This is a genomic window from Pseudarthrobacter sp. ATCC 49987, from assembly GCF_009928425.1.
Classification (GTDB): Bacteria; Actinomycetota; Actinomycetes; order Actinomycetales; family Micrococcaceae; genus Arthrobacter.
Genome location: NZ_JAABNS010000001.1, coordinates 2,946,573 through 2,964,141 on the forward strand (window position 1 = coordinate 2,946,573; position 17,569 = coordinate 2,964,141).

The window sequence follows — 17,569 nt, forward strand, 5'->3', positions numbered from 1 at the left end:
CTATTCAAAAAGTGGCTAATCCACTTAATCTCAACATCGACCGGTCCTCCCCGGTGCCGCTCTACCACCAGGTGGTCCAGGGCATCGAAGCCGCGATCCACGGCGGGACGCTTCCCCCTGGCAGCCGCCTCGACAACGAGATCGACCTGGCCGCGCAGCTGAACCTGTCCCGCCCCACCATGCGCAAGGCCATGGACGAACTGGTCCGCTCCGGCCTGCTGGTGCGCAAGCGTGGCGTCGGCACCCAGGTGGTCTCCAGCCAGGTCCGGCGCCCCCTTGAGCTCTCCAGCCTCTTCGACGACCTCAGCAACAACGGCAGCAAGCCCACCACCGACGTGCTGAGCTTCTCCCACGACGAGGCCGACGCCGCCACCCGGACAGCACTCCAGCTGCCGGCCGGCGCCAAGGTCTACCACTTCACCCGGCTCCGGAAAGTCGGCGGCAAACCGCTGGCGCTGATGGAGAACTGGGTGCGTGATGACATCACCACCATCGATGAAGCGCTCCTGGCCTCGCAGGGCCTCTATGCCATCCTCCGCAACGGCGGCGTGAACTTCCGGCTCGCCTCGCAACGGATCGGCGCCATGATCGCGAACAACTATCAGGCGCCCCTGTTGGAAACCTCCCCCGGCTCGGCCCTTGTCACCATGGACCGCACGGCCGTCGACGACACCGGGCGCCAGGTGGAGACCGGCCACCACGTCTACCGTGCGGATTCCTACAGCTTCGAAATGACGCTGGTTCAGCGATAACACCGCGCCCTCTTCCGGCGCGACAACGAAAGGGCAGAACTGATGGCCAACTGGGTCTATCCGCTCGGCACCGCCGCCCAAGGCAACTGGGACATCTCACTGGGAACTTCCGATTCCACCGTGGAGGTGGAGGGTTGGGCCCACACCGGGCTGAAGGTCGCCACGCTGGGGGCTTCGGCCGCCGTCGAACTTCCCGCAGCAGACGAGGAACGCATCATCATCCCGCTCAACGGGTCCTTCACGGTGACCGTCGACGGCGGGGAGTACCGGCTGGCCGGCCGGACGAATGTCTTCAGCGGCCCCAGCGACGTCCTCTACACGGGAACTGGCAAGGCTGCGACCATCAGTTCGGCCGACGGCGGACGGGTCGCCGTGGCCACCGCGCCGGCCAAGGCCTCCTACCCGACCCGCCTGATCACGGCCGCGGAGACTCCGGTGGAACTGCGCGGGGCCGGCAACTGCTCCCGCCAGGTCCACAACTTCGGCACCCCCGCCGCGCTGGAGGCGGACCGTTTTATCGTCTGCGAGGTCCTGACGCCGGCCGGCAACTGGTCCTCCTATCCCCCGCACAAGCATGACGAGGAGAAGGACGGCGAGACCAGCCTCGAGGAGATCTACTACTTCGAGACCCGGGTGACCCCCGGCGCCCCGGCCCGGCCGGTCTCGGACGACGCGATCGGCTACCAGCGCGTGTACGCCTCGGACGATCGTCCCATCGATGTCTCCGCGGAGGTGCGGACCGGCGACGTCGTCCTGGTGCCCTATGGCTGGCACGGCCCGGCCGTGGCGGCTCCGGGCTATGACCTGTACTACCTCAATGTGATGGCCGGCCCCGGCCCGGTCCGAGAGTGGCTCATCAGCGACGACCCGCACCACGGCTGGATCCGCCAGACGTGGGAGAACCAGGACCTGGACCCGAGGCTGCCCTTCGGCGCCTGAGACAGACCAGTTACCGCGCAGCACCCCGCCGGGACGAACGAACCCCCGGAGCCTTTGGGCTCCGGGGGTTATGTGCGCTCCACCCGGCAGTGAAACCGGGCGGGCGTTCAGCCGCCCACAGTCTGGGCCACCCGGACCGGCGCGCCGGTCGCGAGGGATTCCTGAGCGGCGTCCGCGACCCGGGAGGCGGCCACGGCATCCTCGGGGGTGCAGGGGTTTTCCCGGCGGCCCAGGATCAGCTCGATGAAGGCAGCCATCTCGGAACGGTAGGCCGCCTCGAAGCGCTCGGCGAAGGTCCGGTGGGGCTCCCCTGCCGGGAAGGTGATCCCGGCTTCGGCCGAGGCCAGCGCCGATTTCTCGTCCAGACCGACCATGATCGACCGGCGGGAACCCTGGATTTCCAGCCGCACGTCGTGGCCGGCCCCGTTGTAGCGGGTGGCCGAGACGGTTCCCACGGTGCCGTCGTCGAAGGTCACCAGCGCGAGTGCTGTGTCCACATCGCCGGCTTCCCCGATGGCCGGGTCCCCGTTGTTGGAACCCTTGGCGTAGACCTCGACGATTTCCCGGCCGGTGAGCCAGCGCAGGATATCGAAATCGTGGACCGAGCAGTCACGGAACAGACCGCCGGAGCTGGCCAGGAACTCGACCGGCGGCGGCGTCATGTCGCAGGTGACGGCGCGCAGTGAGTGGATCCAGCCCAGTTCCCCGGCCTGGTAGGCGCGCCGGGCCTCCAGGTAGCCGGCGTCGAAGCGGCGCTGGTGGCCGATCTGGACAACGCCATTCCGTTCCCGGATGTAGCCAAGCACGGGCAGGGCGTCTTCCACGTTCAGGGCTACGGGTTTCTCGCAGAACACCGGGATTCCGGCGTCCACTCCGGCCTTGATCAGGTCCGGGTGGGTCCCGGTTCCCGTGGCGATGACGAGTCCGTCCAGCCCGGAGGCCAGGAGCGCCTCCACGGAGGGCAGGAACTCGGCACCCAGCCCGGCGGCGATTCCCCGGGCGTGGTCTGCCGCGACGTCGGTGAGCCGGAGCCTGACGTTGATGCCCTGCGGGTTCAGGACGTCGTTGAGCGCGGCGATGTTGTTGGCGTGCATCACGCCGATCCGCCCCACCCCGACCAGTCCGAGGATGACTTCTTTCATTCTTTTACTCCCGCGTGTAATGCCGGCACGGCAAAAGCCGCCCGGAAAGCCTCCAGCGCCGCGTCACTGTCGCCGCTGGCCCAGGCTTCCATGCCTACGGTTCCGTCGTAGCCTGCCTCGGCGAGCGCCCTGGCGACGGCCGCGTAGTTGATCTCACCGGTTCCGGGTTCGCAGCGGCCCGGAACATCCGCCACCTGGATCTCACCGATGTGGGGCAGGGCGGCCCGCACCAGCTCGATGAGGTTCCCCTCCCCCAGCTGGGCGTGGTAGAGGTCCAGCATGAGTTTCACCCTGGGGTGGCCGGCGGCCGCCACGAGCGCGAGGGTGTCCTTCGCGCGGGCCAGCGGGATGCCGGGGTGGTCGAGGATCGTGTTGAGGTTCTCAAGGCAGAACATCACCCCGTATTTCTCGCCGAGCCGGCCGAGCCGCTCGAGGGTCCGGGCCCCGGTGATCCACATCGGCCCGCTGGACCGGTAGACGGGACGGGCCGCGTGGCCGTCGATGAGTTCGGCCGGGTGCACCACCATCCGGCTCACGCCGAGCTCCAGGGCGGTGGGGATCAGCGACTCGGCCGTCCGCACCACCTCATCGGCCGACTTTGTGTCCACCAGGCTGCCGGCGGTGTATCCGGTCATGGACGAGAACACGGCCCCGGTGGCCTTGAGCGCGGCGATGTCCTTGGTCCTGGAGTCCCAGAGTTCGACGTCGAACCCGGCCTCGTGGATCCGGCGCACCCGCTCCGTGAACGGGAGGTCGGTGAAGACCATCTCCGCGCAGACGGCCAGGCGCATCAGAGGACTGCCGTCTCGTTGGCGGCGGCTGTGTTGACGGCCACGGGGGTGCCGCGCTTGACCGACTCGATGCAGGCCAGCGCCACGGCCAGCGCGCGCCGGGCGTCCGCGGCCCCGGGCGTGAGTGAGTAGGCGGCCGACTGCGCCGTGGTGCCGTCCCGCCGCGCGCGCACGGCGTCGGTGAAGTCGACCAGTTCATCGGTGTAGGCCTGGCGGAAGAGCTCGACGTTCAGCCGTGGTGTGTCGGCCGACATCCCGTCGGCGGTGTACCGGCGGGCGGCGGTTTCCGTGGCCCGGCCGGCCTGGACCATGCCCTTGGAGCCGAAGACTTCCCCGCGGATGTCGTAGCCGTAGAGGGCGCTGAAGTTTGCTTCGGCGACCGCGATGGCACCGTTGCTGTAGCGGATGGTCACGACTGCCGTGTCCAGGAACCCCTGCTCGCGCAGTCCGGGTTCCACGAGCGCATCGGCAAGGGCGTAGACCTCGACCGGCTCGGCGCCTTCGTTGAACCAGTTCAGGGTGTCGAAGTCGTGGATCAGGGTTTCCAGGAAGACGGTCCAGGCCGGGACCCTGGCCGCGTGCGGAATGTTTCCGGTGCCTGGGTCCCGGGTCAGGGAACGCAGCAGTTGCGGCGTCCCGACGGTTCCTGCGGCGATGTCCTTCTTGGCGGCCTGGAAGTCCTCCGCGTACCGGCGGTTGAAGCCGATCTGGAAATGCACTCCGGCTGCCTCCACGGCGGCCAGGGCGGCGTCGAGCTCGTCGAGTCCCTGGCCGGCCGGTTTTTCGCAGAACACGTGCTTTCCGGCGGCGGCGGCTTGGGCGATCAGTGACGAGTGGAAACGCGCCGGGCTCGCAATGATCACGGCGTCGATCTCCGGGTCGGCGAGGATGTCGGCGGCGTCGGCGGTCACCTTGCCGGTTCCCAGGGTGGTTGCGAGCGCAGCGGCGGACTCTACGTTGGGGTCCGCGATGGCCGCGAGCTCGGCGCCCGGGACCCGGCGGGCGATGCTCTCTGCGTGGAAAGCACCCATCCAGCCGGAGCCGATAAGTCCGATGCGCACAGGCGCCGGGAGATTGGTGGAATCTCGATTCAGGTAAGCCACTGGCTCGTCCTTTCAGATAATCACAACTGTCTGAGTGTGGGCTGGCCAAGGGGCCGCGGCTTCTTCGCCGCGGCTCGGCCAGCGCAAGAAAAAGCAGGGCCGGGCCCTGCTGGGCGGGCCCTGCTCTCCCTTGGTGCTAGTAGGTCTTGCCGGTCGTTTGGGCCACCTCGGCCACCTCGCCCTGGACTTCCTTGACGATGTCGCCGTGGCCGCCGAGCTGTTCGAGTTCGTGGGCGAGTTCGGCGAGTTCGGCACCGCCGGCCATCTGGGCGGTGAGTTCGTCGAGGGTGATGTCCTTCTTGTCGTAGTAGCCGATGGACTTGCCGCGTTTGAGCAGCAGGAACCGGTCGCCGACGGGGAAGGCGTGGTGCGGGTTGTGGGTGATGAAGATGACGCCCAGGCCGCGGTCGCGGGCCTGCAGGATGTAGCGGAGCACCACGCCGGACTGCTTCACGCCCAGGGCGGCGGTGGGCTCGTCCAGGATCAGGACCTTCGCGCCGAAGTACACGGCCCGGGCGATCGCGACACACTGGCGTTCACCGCCGGAGAGCTGGCCGATGGGCTGCTCGACGTCGCGGAGGTCGATGCCCATCGCGGCGAGTTCCTTGAGCGTGATCTCCTTCATCTTCTCAACGTCCATGCTCTTGAACGGGCCGAAGCCGGACGTCAGCTCGGAGCCGAGGAAGAAGTTCCGCCAGATCGGCATCAACGGCACCACCGCGAGGTCCTGGTAGACGGTCGCGATGCCGGCGTCCAGGGCGTCGCGGGGGGAGGTGAATTTGCGTTCCTCGCCCATGACCTTCAGGATCCCGGCGTCGTGCTGGTGCAGGCCGGCGATGATTTTGATCAGGGTGGACTTGCCCGCGCCGTTGTCGCCCAGGACGCAGGTGACGCGGCCGTTGTCCACGGCCATCGTGACATCACTCAGGGCGATGATGTTGCCGTAGTGCTTGGCGACCCCGTCGAGGGAGAGCAGGTGCACCGGGGTGTGGGTGAGGGGGTCCTTTTCGTTCTGCAGGAGTGTTTGCTGGTCGATTTCTTTGGCGTTCATGTTTCTCTTAGGCCCCTTTACTTCAGTTCCGCGCGGCGCTTGACGATGAGGTTGACGATGGTGGCCAGCAGCAGCATCAGGCCCAGGAAGAACTTGAACCAGTCCGGGTTCCACTGCGCGTACACGATGCCCTTGTTGGCCATGCCGAAGATGAACGCGCCGATCGCGCCGCCGATCGCCGAGCCGTAGCCGCCGGTGAGCAGGCAGCCGCCGATGACCGCGGCGATGATGTAGAGGAATTCGTTGCCGACGCCTTCACCGGACTGCACGGTGTCGAAGGCGAAAAGGTTGTGCATGCCCAGGATCCAGCCGCAGAACCCCACGGCCATGAACAGGCCTATCTTGGTGGCCTTGACCGGCACGCCCACGGCGCGGGCGGCGTTGGCGTCCCCGCCGACGGCGAAGATCCAGTTCCCCACCCGGGTCCGCATCAGCACCCAGGTCGCCACAGCGACGAGCGCGAACCAGATGAACACGGTGATTTTGACTTCGACGCCGCCGATGCTGACCGAGGAGGCGAACACCGCCCGGGCCGAGGCGAAGCCGTCCATGGCTGCGATGGACGGTGAGGACACCGAGCCGCCGATCAGGCGGGTCAGGCCCAGGTTCAGGCCGGTCAGCATCAGGAACGTCGCCAGGGTAACGATGAAGGAAGGCAGCTTGGTCTTCATCAGGATCCAGCCGTTGATGAAGCCGATGGACAAGGAGACCAGCAGGGCCAGGGCCACGCCGACCCAGACGTTCGTGCTGAAGTACCAGCTGAACATCGACGCCGTCAGGGCCGAGGAGATCACGGCGACACCGGTGGAGAGGTCGAACTCACCGCCGATCATCAGCAGGGACACCCCGACCGCCATGATCCCGATCGTGGAGGAACCGTAGAGGATGGTCGCCAGGGCGTTGGGCTGGGTGAACGTCGGGGACACCAACGCGAAGAAGACGAAAAGGACGATCGCGCCCACAAGGGCACCAACCTCGGGCCGACCGAGGAGTTTCTGGAACGGACTGCGCTTGGCGACGCGCTCATCGGGCGCCGGTGCTGTGGTCTTTGTCTGGGTGATGGTCATGATAACTCTCCTTGCTGCCGGGCCGGCCATGGGCCGGCCCGGCCAGCGGGCTGTTAGCGGATACCCTGCTTGGCGAAGGTCAGGACATCAGCCGCATTGCTCTTGTCGACGAGGCTCGGCCCGGTCAGGACCGACAGGCCGCCGCCGATGCTGAAGCCGCCGCGCTTGTTCTGCCACAGCGCATCAACGGCGCCGTAGCCCTGCAGCCACGGCTGCTGATCCACTGTGAACAGAACTGCACCATCCACGATCTTCTGGGCGAGGTCCGCGTTCAGGTCGAAACTTGCAACCTTGGCAGAGCTGCCCGCATCCGTGACCGACTTGAGGAGTGTCAGTGTGATGGGGGCGCCGAGGCCGATGATGACGTCGGCGTCCTTGGAAGCTTGCAGTTTGGCTGTCGCGGTGGACTGGACGGAGGTCATGTCCTTGCCGTCGACGTAAAGGATCTCCGTTCCAGGCACCTTCGCCTTGACGCCGGCGCAACGTGCTTCAAGTCCGACGTGGCCCTGCTCCTGAATCACGCAGACCGGGTGTTTGAAGTTCTCCGCCGCGAGCCGGGTGCCGACGGCCTCGCCGGCGAGCTTTTCGTTCGAGCCGAAGTGGGTGAACGCCCCCAGCTGTGCCGAGACCCCCTCTCCGGCGTTGAGGCTCACAATCGGGATGCCGGCGTCGGTGGCCTTTTTCAGCGCGTCCTTGAGGGCTTCGGGCTTGGCGAGCGTGACCGCAATGCCGTCGACCTTCTGGTCGATAGCCTGCTGGATGAGCTGGGCTTGGCGCCCGGCTTCGGGATCGGACGTGTAGAGAAGCTCAACGTTGTCCTTCGCCGATGCCTCCTCGGCACCCTTGCGAACGATGTCCCAGAAAGTGTCACCTGCTGCGGCGTGGGTGATCAGGGCGATCTTCATCCGCTCTGTGGCGGCGACCTGGCCACCGCCGGCCGCATTGCCTGAGTCTGCGGGCTTGCCGCCGGTGCTGGAACACGCGCTCAGGGCCAGCATGGGAACAACCGCCGCAACCAGGGTCGCCTTGCGGAAAGAAAATTTAGCCACCGTGAATCTCCTTTGATTTCAGCTCCGGGCTGCTACCTTGCAGCCGCCGGAATAATGCCTACCTCGATCATGGTGACTTAGCTCACTCATGTCAATAGTTTGTCCTGACATTAGGATGTAATCACGTAACTAACGGCGCTGTGCGCGTAACGAACCTCCGAAATGATGGCTACCTTAGGACCCGCTGCAAAGCCGGAAACAGGGTTCGATTCATTGTCAGAGCTCCCTGATGTACTTGGTGGATGGATATCTCAGCCTGGAGTGCCGAGAGCAGGGAAGCCCTGGCGGCGGTCGGGGCGGCGTTTGCCGCGCTGGTTGCCTCCACGGGGGCCGGCGCTGAGCGCGCCGGCTCCTCTGGCGGTAACCGTACTGATCCGTTGCGGGATCTGGTGGATGGTTCCCTGGACGGCCTGGCCTTGGTGGCCCGGCTGGAAGCCCCGGTAGCGGCGCTGAAGGTGCGGCTGGCCGCGGACTGCGTGCAGGGCTCGCAGGCTCGGGCGCCCCGACGGCGTCGCTGCGGGACTCTGCCTGCCAGGAGATGGCGGTGACGGCGGAGGTCGCGTGTGTCCTGACCGTGAGCGAGGGGACCGCGGGTGCGTTCCTGTCCGAGTGCCAGGCCCTCACGACGGCGTTGCCGCTGACCCTCGCGGCACTCACGGCAGGGACCATTTCGTGGGCGCACGCCCGGATCATCGTCGACGAAACCAGCAGCCTGGACCCGGCCGGGGCGGCCGGGCTGGAAGCGCACTTCCTGGACCCTGACGCGCCCGACCCGGCACGCGGCTGCCCGGCCGGAGAACTGGTTCCGTCCCGGTTCCGGGCCAAGGCCCGCACCTGGCGGGAACGCCACCACCAGGACAGCATCGAGACACGCCACACCAAGAGCGCTGCGGACCGGCGGGTCGAATTCCGCCCGGACTCCGACGGGATGGCCTGGTTCTCCGCGTACCTGCCGGCCGATACCGCGGCGGGGATCTGGGACCGGACCACCGCCGCCGCCCGCGCCCTCCAAGGCCCGGACGAGGCCAGGACCCTCACCCAGCTCCGCGCCGATGTCGCCGCGACCTGGCTGCTCACCAGCGGACTCGCCGACGGCGAAGTGGCAGGCGCGGGTGTGCCGTCGCCGCGGGCGCAGGTCCTGGTACCGTCCCGGTCCTGTCCCTGCTCGGCGCCGGGGAGGAACCGGCGGTCCTGGACGGCTACGGGCCGATCCCGCCCTCGATGGCCCGCCGGCTCGTCGCCGAAGGCGCGGATTCGTTCTACCGGGTCCTGGTTGACCCGCGGGACGGGGCGCCGCTGGAAATCGGCCGGTCCAGCTACCGGGTGCCGAAGGCAGTGCAGCAGTGGCTGCGGCTCCGCGACGGGAAGTGCCCGTTCCCGGGCTGCAACAACACGTCCCTGGACAACGACGCCGACCATCTCCTGGCCTGGGCCGACGGTGGCACCACCGGGATCTCCAACCTCGGCCAGCCCTGCCGCAAACATCACCGACTGAAAAACAGCTCAGCCTGGACACCCGCCGGGGCCAGCAAAGACGCACCGCCCGGCTGGACCTCACCATCCGGAAGGCACTACCCCAGCGAACAGCAGGACTGGGAACCACCCCACTGGCCCCCCGGCATCCTCGAAACCAACCCGGAGCCGAACACGGACGCCGAGAACCCGGTCTTCCATGAGCCCCTCGAGGAATCCATCCTGGACTACTTCCTGTTGCACTACGCCTGACCGACTAAGTTTGGGGCCGCTCCCGGGAATTGTCCGGGCAGGCAGGTTGGTAACAAGCGGTTAGGCCCGCTGGAGTTCCACGCCCTCGTGTTGGCTGTCCACGTCGTCACCGACAACGGACGCGGGGGCACCGCCGTCGTGCCGTTTCTTAGCGGCGGCCGCCGCGAACGCCATAACCCCCAGACCGAGCAGGGTGATGCCGGCGCCAGCCCAGATCGGCGAGGTGTAGCCGAGGCCGGCGGTGATGGTCACGCCGCCCAGCCAGGCGCCGAGCGCGTTTCCGACGTTGAAGGCGCCGATATTGGCTCCCGAGGCCAGGGCGGGAGCCGTCGTGGCGTACTTCATGACGCGCATCTGCAGCCCCGGAACGGTGGCGAAGCCAAAGCCGCCCAGCAGCACCATGGACGCGATGGTCATCGGCTGGCTGCCGGAGGTGAAGGCGAAAGCCACCAGGACCACGACGAGGGCGGAGAGCGCCACCAGCAGGGTGCGGTCCACGTTGCGGTCAGCCGCCTTGCCGCCCACGGTGTTGCCGATGAAAAGGCCCACGCCGAACAGGATGAGCAGCCACGGCACAGTGGAGGCGGAGAATCCGGTGACCTCGGTGAGCGTGTAGGCGATGTAGGTGAAGGCGCCGAACATGCCGCCGTAGCCGAGGATGGTGACCAGGATGGAGAGCCAGACCTGGCCGGAGCGGAAGGCCCGGAGTTCCCCCCGCAGACCTCCTGCCGCAACTTCGCCGGCACCCGTCCTGGGCACCAGCGTCAGGATCCCCACAAGGGCCAGGACGCCGATACCCGTAATTGCCCAGAAGGTGGACCGCCAGCCGGCGGCCTGGCCCAGCATCGTGCCGAACGGCACGCCCAGCACGTTGGCGGCCGTGAGCCCGGTGAACATGATGGCGATTGCCCCGGCCTTTTTGGTGGGGGCGACCATACTGGCGGCCACCACCGCGCCGATGCCGAAAAAGGCGCCGTGCGCGAGCGCCGCAATGATCCGGCCGGTCATCATCAGGGCGTAGTCGGGGGCGATCGCGGAGACCAGGTTGCCGGCGATGAACAGCACCATCAGCACGGCCAGCACCGGCTTGCGCTCGAAGCGTGTGACGGCGGCGGTCAGCAGCAGTGCCCCGACGACGACGGCGAGCGCGTAGCCGGAGATGAGCCAGCCCGCCGTGGCCTCGCTGACCTGGAAGTCTGCGGCCACTTCGGGCAGCAGGCCCATGATGACGAACTCGGTGAGTCCGATCCCGAACCCGCCGAGGGCGAGTGCTATCAGGCCAATGGGCATGGAGGAGCTCCTTCAAAACTGTACGGAAAGAATTGCGAGGCGTAAGCTATTAGTTGCAGACGCGTTATTTATTGTTGCACAAGCAAGTATGCCGCGCAAGCAACTAATTTGTGGGCTGCCTGTGCTTCGGGATCTCCCGGGGCGGGGCAGGCTGATTTGAAGGGAAGAACTGATGGGCATCAAGGACGACGCCGTCGAGGTCCGGGCGCAAGGCTGGCGGACCCTGGCGGCCCTGCACGGACTGATCGAGGCCGAGCTGGAGCGCGCACTGCAGGCCGTGGCGCAACTGTCCGTCGTGGAGTACACCGTATTGGATGCGTTGAGCCGCCAGGACGGCTGGCATATGCGGATGCAGCAGCTGGCCCGCGCCACTGCACTGAGCGCCAGCGCCACTACCCGTCTGGTCAACCGGCTCGAGGACCGGGGCCTGCTGACCCGGATCCTTTGTGCCGATGACCGCCGGGGAATCTACACCGAGCTCACCCCGAGTGGCATCAAGCTGCTGGAGGCAGCCCGGCCCAGCCACGACGCGACGCTGGAGCGTGCGCTGGCCGAGGCGCAGGACATACCGGAGCTCGCGCCCCTGGTCGACGCCCTCCCCAAGCTGCACGCCGCCGTTTAGCGCGACAGAGCAACCTCCGGACACACACTGAGCCCTGCCCGCGTCGGACCGCGGGGCAGGGCTTTGTGGTGGTGACGCTTGGCTGGTTACTTGGCGGCCAGTTGTTTGAAGTGGTGCTCGAGGTCTTCCAGGCTCTTGTCCTTGGTTTCCGGAATGAACTTCGCGGCGAACGCGATGGCACCGACGCCCAGCACGGCAAAGACGAAGAAGGTGTTGGAGAGCCCGATGGCGGCAAGGAGCTGCGGGAAGCCGAAACCCACCAGGAAGTTCACCGTCCACAGCACGAAGGCCGAGGCGCCCATGCCCAGGCCGCGGATCTTCAGCGGAAAGATCTCGGACAGCATCAGCCAGGTGACCGGGGATATCGCGCCCTGCTGGAACGCCAGGAACGTCACCGTCAAAGCGAGGATCACGAAGCCGCGGGTGGTGCCTTCGGGCAGGACCAGCGAGAAGAACCCGATCAGGAGCAGCGCCGCGGTTGTGCCGAGCTGGCCGGTGATGAGCATCCTGCGCCTGCCTACCTTGCCCAGCAGCCAGATCCCCATAAACGTGGCCACGACGGAGATGACGCCGTTGGCGATGTTCGCCGTCAACGCGGCCTCCCTGCCGAAGCCCGACTGGGCGAGGATCTGGGTGCCGTAGTACATGATCGAGTTCACGCCGGTGATCTGCTGGATGACAGCGAGGCCGACACCCACTACGAAGATGCGGCGTAGCCAGGGGACGCCGAGGTCCTTCCAGGAACCCATCTTGGACTTGTAGTCCTCCACGGCCATCGCCTTGACTTCCTCGAACTCGGCCCGGGCCTCCGACTGGGAGCGGATCCGTTGCAGCACGCTGAGGGTTTCGCCGAAGCTGCCCATCGAGGCCAGCCAGCGGGGGCTTTCGGGCATAAAATTCATGCCGATCCAAAGCGCGATCGCGGGCAGCGTGGCGATCACGAGCATCCACCGCCAGATCCCGCCGGATTCGCCGAAGGTGTTGCCAAGGTAAGCGTTGAAGATGAAGGCCAGCAGCTGGCCGGTAACGATCATCAGCTCGTTCTGGGTGACGATCCGTCCGCGCCGGGCGCTCGGCGAGACTTCGGCGAGGTACACCGGGACGGTGACGGAGGCGCCGCCGACGGCGAGGCCGAGGACAAAGCGGGCCAGGATCATCACCTCGGTGTTCGGGGCGAAGGTGCAGGCCAGGGTGCCGATCAGGAAGATGACGGCTAGCACCATGATCATTTTGCGTCGTCCGTTGCGGTCAGCGAGGCGCCCGCCGAACAGGGCGCCCAAGGCGGCGCCGAAGAGCAGCGAGGAAGTCACGAGCCCTTCGGTCAACGGCGTGAGGCCCAGGTCCTCCTGCATGTAGGGCAGGGCGCCGTTGATGACGCCGGTGTCGTAGCCGAAAAGCAACCCGCCGAAAGTGGAGATGATGGTCGCAGTGCGCAGCGCCCGCTTGTGGTTTCCGGGCGCCTTCCGCTGTTGGGCGGTTGCCGTCGACGTCATACGCTCACCTTCTGGATCTGCTGTTTCATGGTCTCCAGCTGGTAGCGGGAAACCTCCGTGGCGTTGTCGTCCTCGGCGAAGACGCTGGAGACCATCACGGTGTCCTCGCGGTCGAGGAAGCCGATTTCCTTCAGGCCGCCGAAGAACTCGTCCCAGTTCACGTCGCCGTCGCCGATCTTCAGGTGCTGGTGCACCCGGACAGGGTTTCCGGGCGGGTTGGTGATGTAGCGCAGACCGTGCGAGGCGTGGTGGTCCATGGTGTCGGCGACGTGGACCAGGCGAAGCTTGTCCCCCGCCGCGCGCATGATGTCCAGCGGGGCGTTCTGCATGTGGAAGCTGTGCGAGGCGACGTAGACGAGGCCGACGTTCTTGGAGTTGAGTCCGCGGATCACCCGGATCGCGGCCAGGCCCTCCTCGACGAAGTCGTCCGGATGCGGGTCGATCAGCAGGTCGATGCCCTCCCGCTCGATGATGGGGAGCAGTTCCTCCATGGAGCGGTAGAACGCGCGCTCGGATTCCTCGGCTTTCTCCGGGCGGCCGCTGAATTCGGTGTTCATGGTGTGGACGCCAAGGTCCACGGCAATCTGGATGGCACGCTTCCAGTACCGGACAGCAGCCTCGCGGGCATCCTCATCCGGGCCGGACCAGCGCAGCACCGGCAGGACGGAGGCTATTTCAATCCCCGCGTCCCTGCAGGCCTTGTTCAGCTGGCCCACCAGCTCGTCATCAGCCTTCGGGTGGTTGAAGAACGGGATGAAATCGGCGTGCGGGGTCATCTGCATGTACTTGTAGCCGAGGTCAGCCACCACGCGGGGAAATTCGAGCAGGCTGTGCGAGTGGTGGAACGGCGTGGGATCAAGGGCGATTTTCACTTCGGAACACTCCATTGTGGATCTGGCGGGGACCTGGGCGCCGGCCGGCGCTGCGTTCTTGGCAGTAGTGGTCACCGGCCGGCGGCGCGTTCTTAGCGGTACAGTGCGGGCTTGGGGTTCAGTTTCACAGCGACCTTTTCGCCGTTCTTCTGCGCCTCGACGCCGGCCTCGCAGCAGGCGGCGGTGGCGTACCCGTCCCAGGCGGTCGGGCCGCCTATTTCGCCGCGCAGGGCGGCGTCCACCCAGGACTGGATTTCGACGTCGTACGCGGCACCGAAACGCTCCTCGAAGCCGGGGGTGACGTTGCCGCCCCAGCGGCCGTTGCTGCGGGTATAGGGGCCCTGGTCACCGCCGATGCTGACAATGCCGTCCTCGAAGGACGCCTGGGTGGCCACCTCGTAGCCGAACTTGGCGTTGACGTAGATCTCGACGTCGGCCAGGACACCGGACTCGGTCTCGATCAGGACGTGCTGCGGGTCGTGCTGGCCGGCCGGGGCGTTCCGGGTGGCCTTGCCGAGACGGACCTGGACGGACGTGATTTCCTCGCCGGTGAAGTAGCGGATCGCGTCGAATTCGTGGACCACGGAGTCGTTGATCAGCATCTCGTTGGTGAAGCCCGCGGGGGTGGTGGGGTTGCGGTGCTGGTGGTGCAGCATGAGCAGTTCGCCGAGTTCGGAGTCGCGGATGATCTTGCCGAGGGCGGCGTATTCGGCGTCGAAGCGGCGCATGAAGCCGACCTGGATGCGCTGGTGGCCCAGCTTTTCCTCGGCCTGGACGATCTTCCAGGCGGACTCGGCATCCGGGGTGAGCGGCTTCTCGCAGAGGATCGGGATGTCCTTGGCGATCGCCTTGAGCAGGATGTCCTCATGCAGGAAGCCCGGGGTGGCGATCAGCACGGCGTTGACGTCGCCGTTGTTGAGGGCTTCGTCGGCGTCGGCCAGGGCGACGGCGCCGGGGATGCCTTCGATGGCGGCCTGGGCGCGAGCGAGGTCGACGTCGACGACGGCGGCGACTTCCGCGCCGTGGATGCGGGTGTTGAGCCGCTGGATGTGGTCTGCGCCCATACGGCCGGCGCCAATGACAGCTACGCGGAGGGTTCTGGTCATGATCTTGTCCTCAGTTCTAGTTGACAGCGGAACGGGAGCCGCAGGAGAGCAGGTAGTTGCGGGTGCGCTTGGCGATCGGCATGGGCACATCGAAGGCCACGGGGTACATGTCCTGTTCCACAATGCCAAAGATCGGCCGGTTCAGCGCCTCGACGGCGTCGATGACGGCGCGCAGGTCCGGGAGCCCGTTCGGCGGTTCGGTCATGACGCCGGCCAGGTTGGCCGCGGCCCACGTCATGTTCTCCTCGTTGACCTTTTTGAGGATGTCCGGGTTGATCTGCTTGAGGTGCAGGTAGCCGATCCGGTCGGGGTAGTTCTTGATCAGGTCGAGGCTGGAGGCCCCACAGTATTCGGCGTGGCCGGTGTCCAGGCACAGGTTCAGGTACTTCGGGTCGGTGGAGGCGAGCAGGGTCTCAATGTCCGCCTGCGCGCCGACATGGGAGTCAGCATGGGAGTGGAACTGCTGCTTCAGGCCGAAGTCCTCCAGCAGGGTCTTGCCCAGGCGGTTGTGGCCGGCGAAGAGATCGCTCCAGGCCTTTTCCGTGAGCACCCCGCTTTCCACGGCTTCGCCGGTGACGTCGTCGCGCCACATGGCCGGGATGACCACCACGTGTTCCCCGCCCATGGCGGCGGTGAGTCCGGCGACCTTGCGGGCCGGCTCCCACGCGGATTCCCACTGGTCCAGGCCCCGGTGGAACGCGGTGAACACGGTGCCGGCGCTGATCTTGAGGTCGCGCTGCTTGAGTTCTTCGGCGAGGCGTGCCGGGTCGGTCGGGAGGTAGGCGTAGGGGCCGAGTTCGATCCACTTGTAGCCGGATTCGGCGACCTCGTCGAGGAAGCGTTCCCACGGGGTCTGCTTCGGGTCATCCGCGAACCAGACACCCCAGGAGTCCGGCGCGGTGCCGATGATCAGCTTGTTCTCAGTCATTGCCATTCCTTCTCATCGATTGCTCCGCAGGTGCCGTTTTGGACGCTCAAAACGGCGGTTACGGAGCAGTCGATCGTGGTTGGTGGGTGGGGATTAGTTGGAGGGGAAGTTGTAGGAGGCGCCCGAGACGTGGGTCGGTTCGGGCCAGCGGGAGGTGACCACCTTGCCTCGGGTGTAAAAGGACACTCCGTCGGGACCGTACATGTGCTTGTCGCCGAACAGGGAGGCCTTCCAGCCGCCGAAGGAGTGGTAGGCCACCGGGACGGGCAGCGGCACGTTGATGCCGATCATGCCCACCGTGACGGAGCGCTGGAACTTGCGGGCGTTGGCGCCCGAGGAGGTGAAGATGGCGGTACCGTTGCCGTAGGGGTTGGCGTTGATCAGCGCGATGCCGGCGTCGAGGTCCTCGACCCGGACGACGACGAGGACGGGGCCGAAGATTTCCTCGCTGTACGCGGTCATTTCGGTCTTGACGTGGTCCAGGACGGTGGGACCGATCCAGAAGCCGTCCTCGTGGCCGGGGACCACGAGGCCGCGGCCGTCCACCACCATCGCGGCACCGGCGGTTTCGGCTTCGGTGACGATCCGGACGATGCGGTCCTTGGAGGCCGGCGTGATGACCGGGCCCATTTCGGCGTCGGGCACGGTGCCGTTGTTGACCTTGACGGCGAGCGCGCGCTCCTCGACTTTTTTGACCAGCAGATCGGCGGCCTCGCCGACGGCGACGGCGACCGAGATGGCCATGCAGCGTTCGCCGGCGGAGCCGAAGGCGGCGGCGGCGAGGTGGTCCGCGGCGTTGTCGAGGTCGGCGTCGGGCATGATGATGGCGTGGTTCTTCGCCCCGCCCAGGGCCTGGACGCGCTTGCCGTGCTTGGTGGCGGTTTCGTGGACGTACTGGGCGATGGGGGTGGAGCCGACGAAGGAGATGCCGTCCACGTCCGGGTGGGTGAGGAGGCCTTCGACGGTTTCCTTGTCGCCGTGCAGGACCTGGAAGACGCCGTCGGGCAGGCCCGCGTCCTTCCACAGCTTGGCCAGCAGCATTGAGGCGGAGGGGTCGCGTTCGGAGGGCTTGAGGATGAAGGCGTTGCCCGTGGCGATCGCCATCGGCGCCATCCACAGCGGCACCATAACCGGGAAGTTGAACGGGGTGATGCCGGCGACGACGCCGAGCGGCTCGCGGAAGGAGAACACATCGATCCCCGTGGAGACCTGGTCTGAGTAGTCGCCCTTGAGCAGTTGCGGGATGCCGCACGCGAATTCGATGACCTCCAGTCCGCGGCCGATCTCGCCCTTGGCGTCGGAGAGGACTTTGCCGTGCTCGGCCGTGATCAGCTCGGCGAGGTCGTCCACGTGGGCAGCGACGAGTTCGCGGAACTTGAACAGGACGGCGGTGCGCTTGGCGAGGGAGATGTCGCCCCAGCTGTCGGCGGCCGCGCGGGCGGCGGCGACGGTGGCGTCCAAGTCGGCCCGGTTGGCCAGCCGCAGCTCTGCGGCGACGGCACCGGTGGCGGGGTTGTAGACGGGCTGGGTGCGGGTGCCGACGCCTGCGGTTTCGGCGCCGTTGATGAAGTGGTGGATGGTGTTGGTGGTGACGGTGGTCATGGGAAGGTCCTTGGGAGTTGGAGTCTGGGGTGGCCCG

At 66.8% G+C, this 17,569-nt stretch carries 15 protein-coding genes and 1 pseudogene; 4 read left to right on the forward strand and 12 right to left on the reverse strand.

The features are described 5' to 3' along the window. Positions 1-11: 11 nt before the first annotated feature. The gene (locus GXK59_RS13615) at positions 12-752 is read left to right on the forward strand and encodes a GntR family transcriptional regulator (RefSeq protein WP_160669175.1); all 741 of its coding nucleotides are present in this window, start codon (positions 12-14) and stop codon (positions 750-752) included. Positions 753-794: 42 nt separating this feature from the next. Then, positions 795-1,691 carry a 5-deoxy-glucuronate isomerase gene (iolB, locus tag GXK59_RS13620; protein WP_160667542.1) on the forward strand — a complete coding sequence of 299 codons (897 nt, stop codon included), beginning with the start codon at positions 795-797 and terminating at the stop codon, positions 1,689-1,691. 107 nt (positions 1,692-1,798) lie between these two features. Here iolB and GXK59_RS13625 read toward each other — a convergent pair whose 3' ends face one another. From GXK59_RS13625 to GXK59_RS13650, 6 genes are all read right to left on the reverse strand, one after another. After that, positions 1,799-2,833: a Gfo/Idh/MocA family oxidoreductase gene (locus tag GXK59_RS13625; RefSeq protein WP_160667544.1), complete on the reverse strand. Its 1,035-nt coding sequence runs from the start codon at positions 2,831-2,833 to the stop codon at positions 1,799-1,801. Continuing rightward, a complete protein-coding gene (locus GXK59_RS13630) occupies positions 2,830-3,624 on the reverse strand; it encodes a TIM barrel protein (protein ID WP_160667546.1) in 795 nt (264 codons plus the stop codon). The genes GXK59_RS13625 and GXK59_RS13630 overlap by 4 nt, the downstream gene beginning before the upstream one ends. Continuing rightward, a complete protein-coding gene (locus tag GXK59_RS13635) occupies positions 3,624-4,727 on the reverse strand; it encodes a Gfo/Idh/MocA family oxidoreductase (RefSeq protein WP_160667548.1) in 1,104 nt (367 codons plus the stop codon). The genes GXK59_RS13630 and GXK59_RS13635 overlap by 1 nt, the downstream gene beginning before the upstream one ends. 136 nt (positions 4,728-4,863) lie before the next feature. After that, positions 4,864-5,778 carry an ATP-binding cassette domain-containing protein gene (locus GXK59_RS13640; protein ID WP_160667550.1) on the reverse strand — a complete coding sequence of 305 codons (915 nt, stop codon included), beginning with the start codon at positions 5,776-5,778 and terminating at the stop codon, positions 4,864-4,866. A gap of 17 nt (positions 5,779-5,795) precedes the next feature. Then, a complete protein-coding gene (locus GXK59_RS13645) occupies positions 5,796-6,845 on the reverse strand; it encodes an ABC transporter permease (RefSeq protein ID WP_024365518.1) in 1,050 nt (349 codons plus the stop codon). A 53-nt stretch (positions 6,846-6,898) separates the two neighbouring features. Beyond that, positions 6,899-7,894, reverse strand: coding sequence for a substrate-binding domain-containing protein (locus GXK59_RS13650; RefSeq protein ID WP_160667552.1), 996 nt, complete (start codon positions 7,892-7,894; stop codon positions 6,899-6,901). Between the two features lie 242 nt (positions 7,895-8,136). Here GXK59_RS13650 and GXK59_RS13655 point away from each other — a divergent pair. Next, positions 8,137-9,619: pseudogene (locus tag GXK59_RS13655) on the forward strand (DUF222 domain-containing protein). 60 nt (positions 9,620-9,679) lie between these two features. Here the strand turns inward: GXK59_RS13655 and GXK59_RS13660 are convergent. Beyond that, entirely contained in the window at positions 9,680-10,909 is a 1,230-nt protein-coding gene (locus tag GXK59_RS13660; protein ID WP_160667554.1) for an MFS transporter, read from the reverse strand. A gap of 172 nt (positions 10,910-11,081) precedes the next feature. Here GXK59_RS13660 and GXK59_RS13665 point away from each other — a divergent pair, with 172 nt between their 5' ends. After that, a complete protein-coding gene (locus GXK59_RS13665; protein WP_160667556.1) occupies positions 11,082-11,531 on the forward strand; it encodes a MarR family winged helix-turn-helix transcriptional regulator in 450 nt (149 codons plus the stop codon). Positions 11,532-11,617: 86 nt separating this feature from the next. Here the strand turns inward: GXK59_RS13665 and GXK59_RS13670 are convergent, their stop codons facing one another. From GXK59_RS13670 to GXK59_RS13690, 5 genes are all read right to left on the reverse strand, one after another. Continuing rightward, positions 11,618-13,024, reverse strand: a complete 1,407-nt coding sequence (locus tag GXK59_RS13670) for a sugar porter family MFS transporter (protein ID WP_160667558.1) — start codon at positions 13,022-13,024, stop codon at positions 11,618-11,620. Further along, a complete protein-coding gene (locus GXK59_RS13675) occupies positions 13,021-13,896 on the reverse strand; it encodes a sugar phosphate isomerase/epimerase family protein (RefSeq protein WP_160667560.1) in 876 nt (291 codons plus the stop codon). Before GXK59_RS13675 ends, GXK59_RS13670 begins: the two co-directional genes overlap by 4 nt. Before the next feature lie 92 nt (positions 13,897-13,988). After that, positions 13,989-15,002, reverse strand: a complete 1,014-nt coding sequence (locus GXK59_RS13680) for a Gfo/Idh/MocA family protein (RefSeq protein ID WP_160667562.1) — start codon at positions 15,000-15,002, stop codon at positions 13,989-13,991. A 16-nt stretch (positions 15,003-15,018) separates the two neighbouring features. Further along, positions 15,019-15,930, reverse strand: a complete 912-nt coding sequence (locus GXK59_RS13685; protein WP_160667564.1) for a sugar phosphate isomerase/epimerase family protein — start codon at positions 15,928-15,930, stop codon at positions 15,019-15,021. A gap of 93 nt (positions 15,931-16,023) precedes the next feature. Continuing rightward, positions 16,024-17,532 (reverse strand): CoA-acylating methylmalonate-semialdehyde dehydrogenase, encoded by a 1,509-nt coding sequence (locus tag GXK59_RS13690; RefSeq protein WP_160667565.1) that lies wholly within the window; start codon positions 17,530-17,532, stop codon positions 16,024-16,026. Positions 17,533-17,569: the final 37 nt, after the last annotated feature.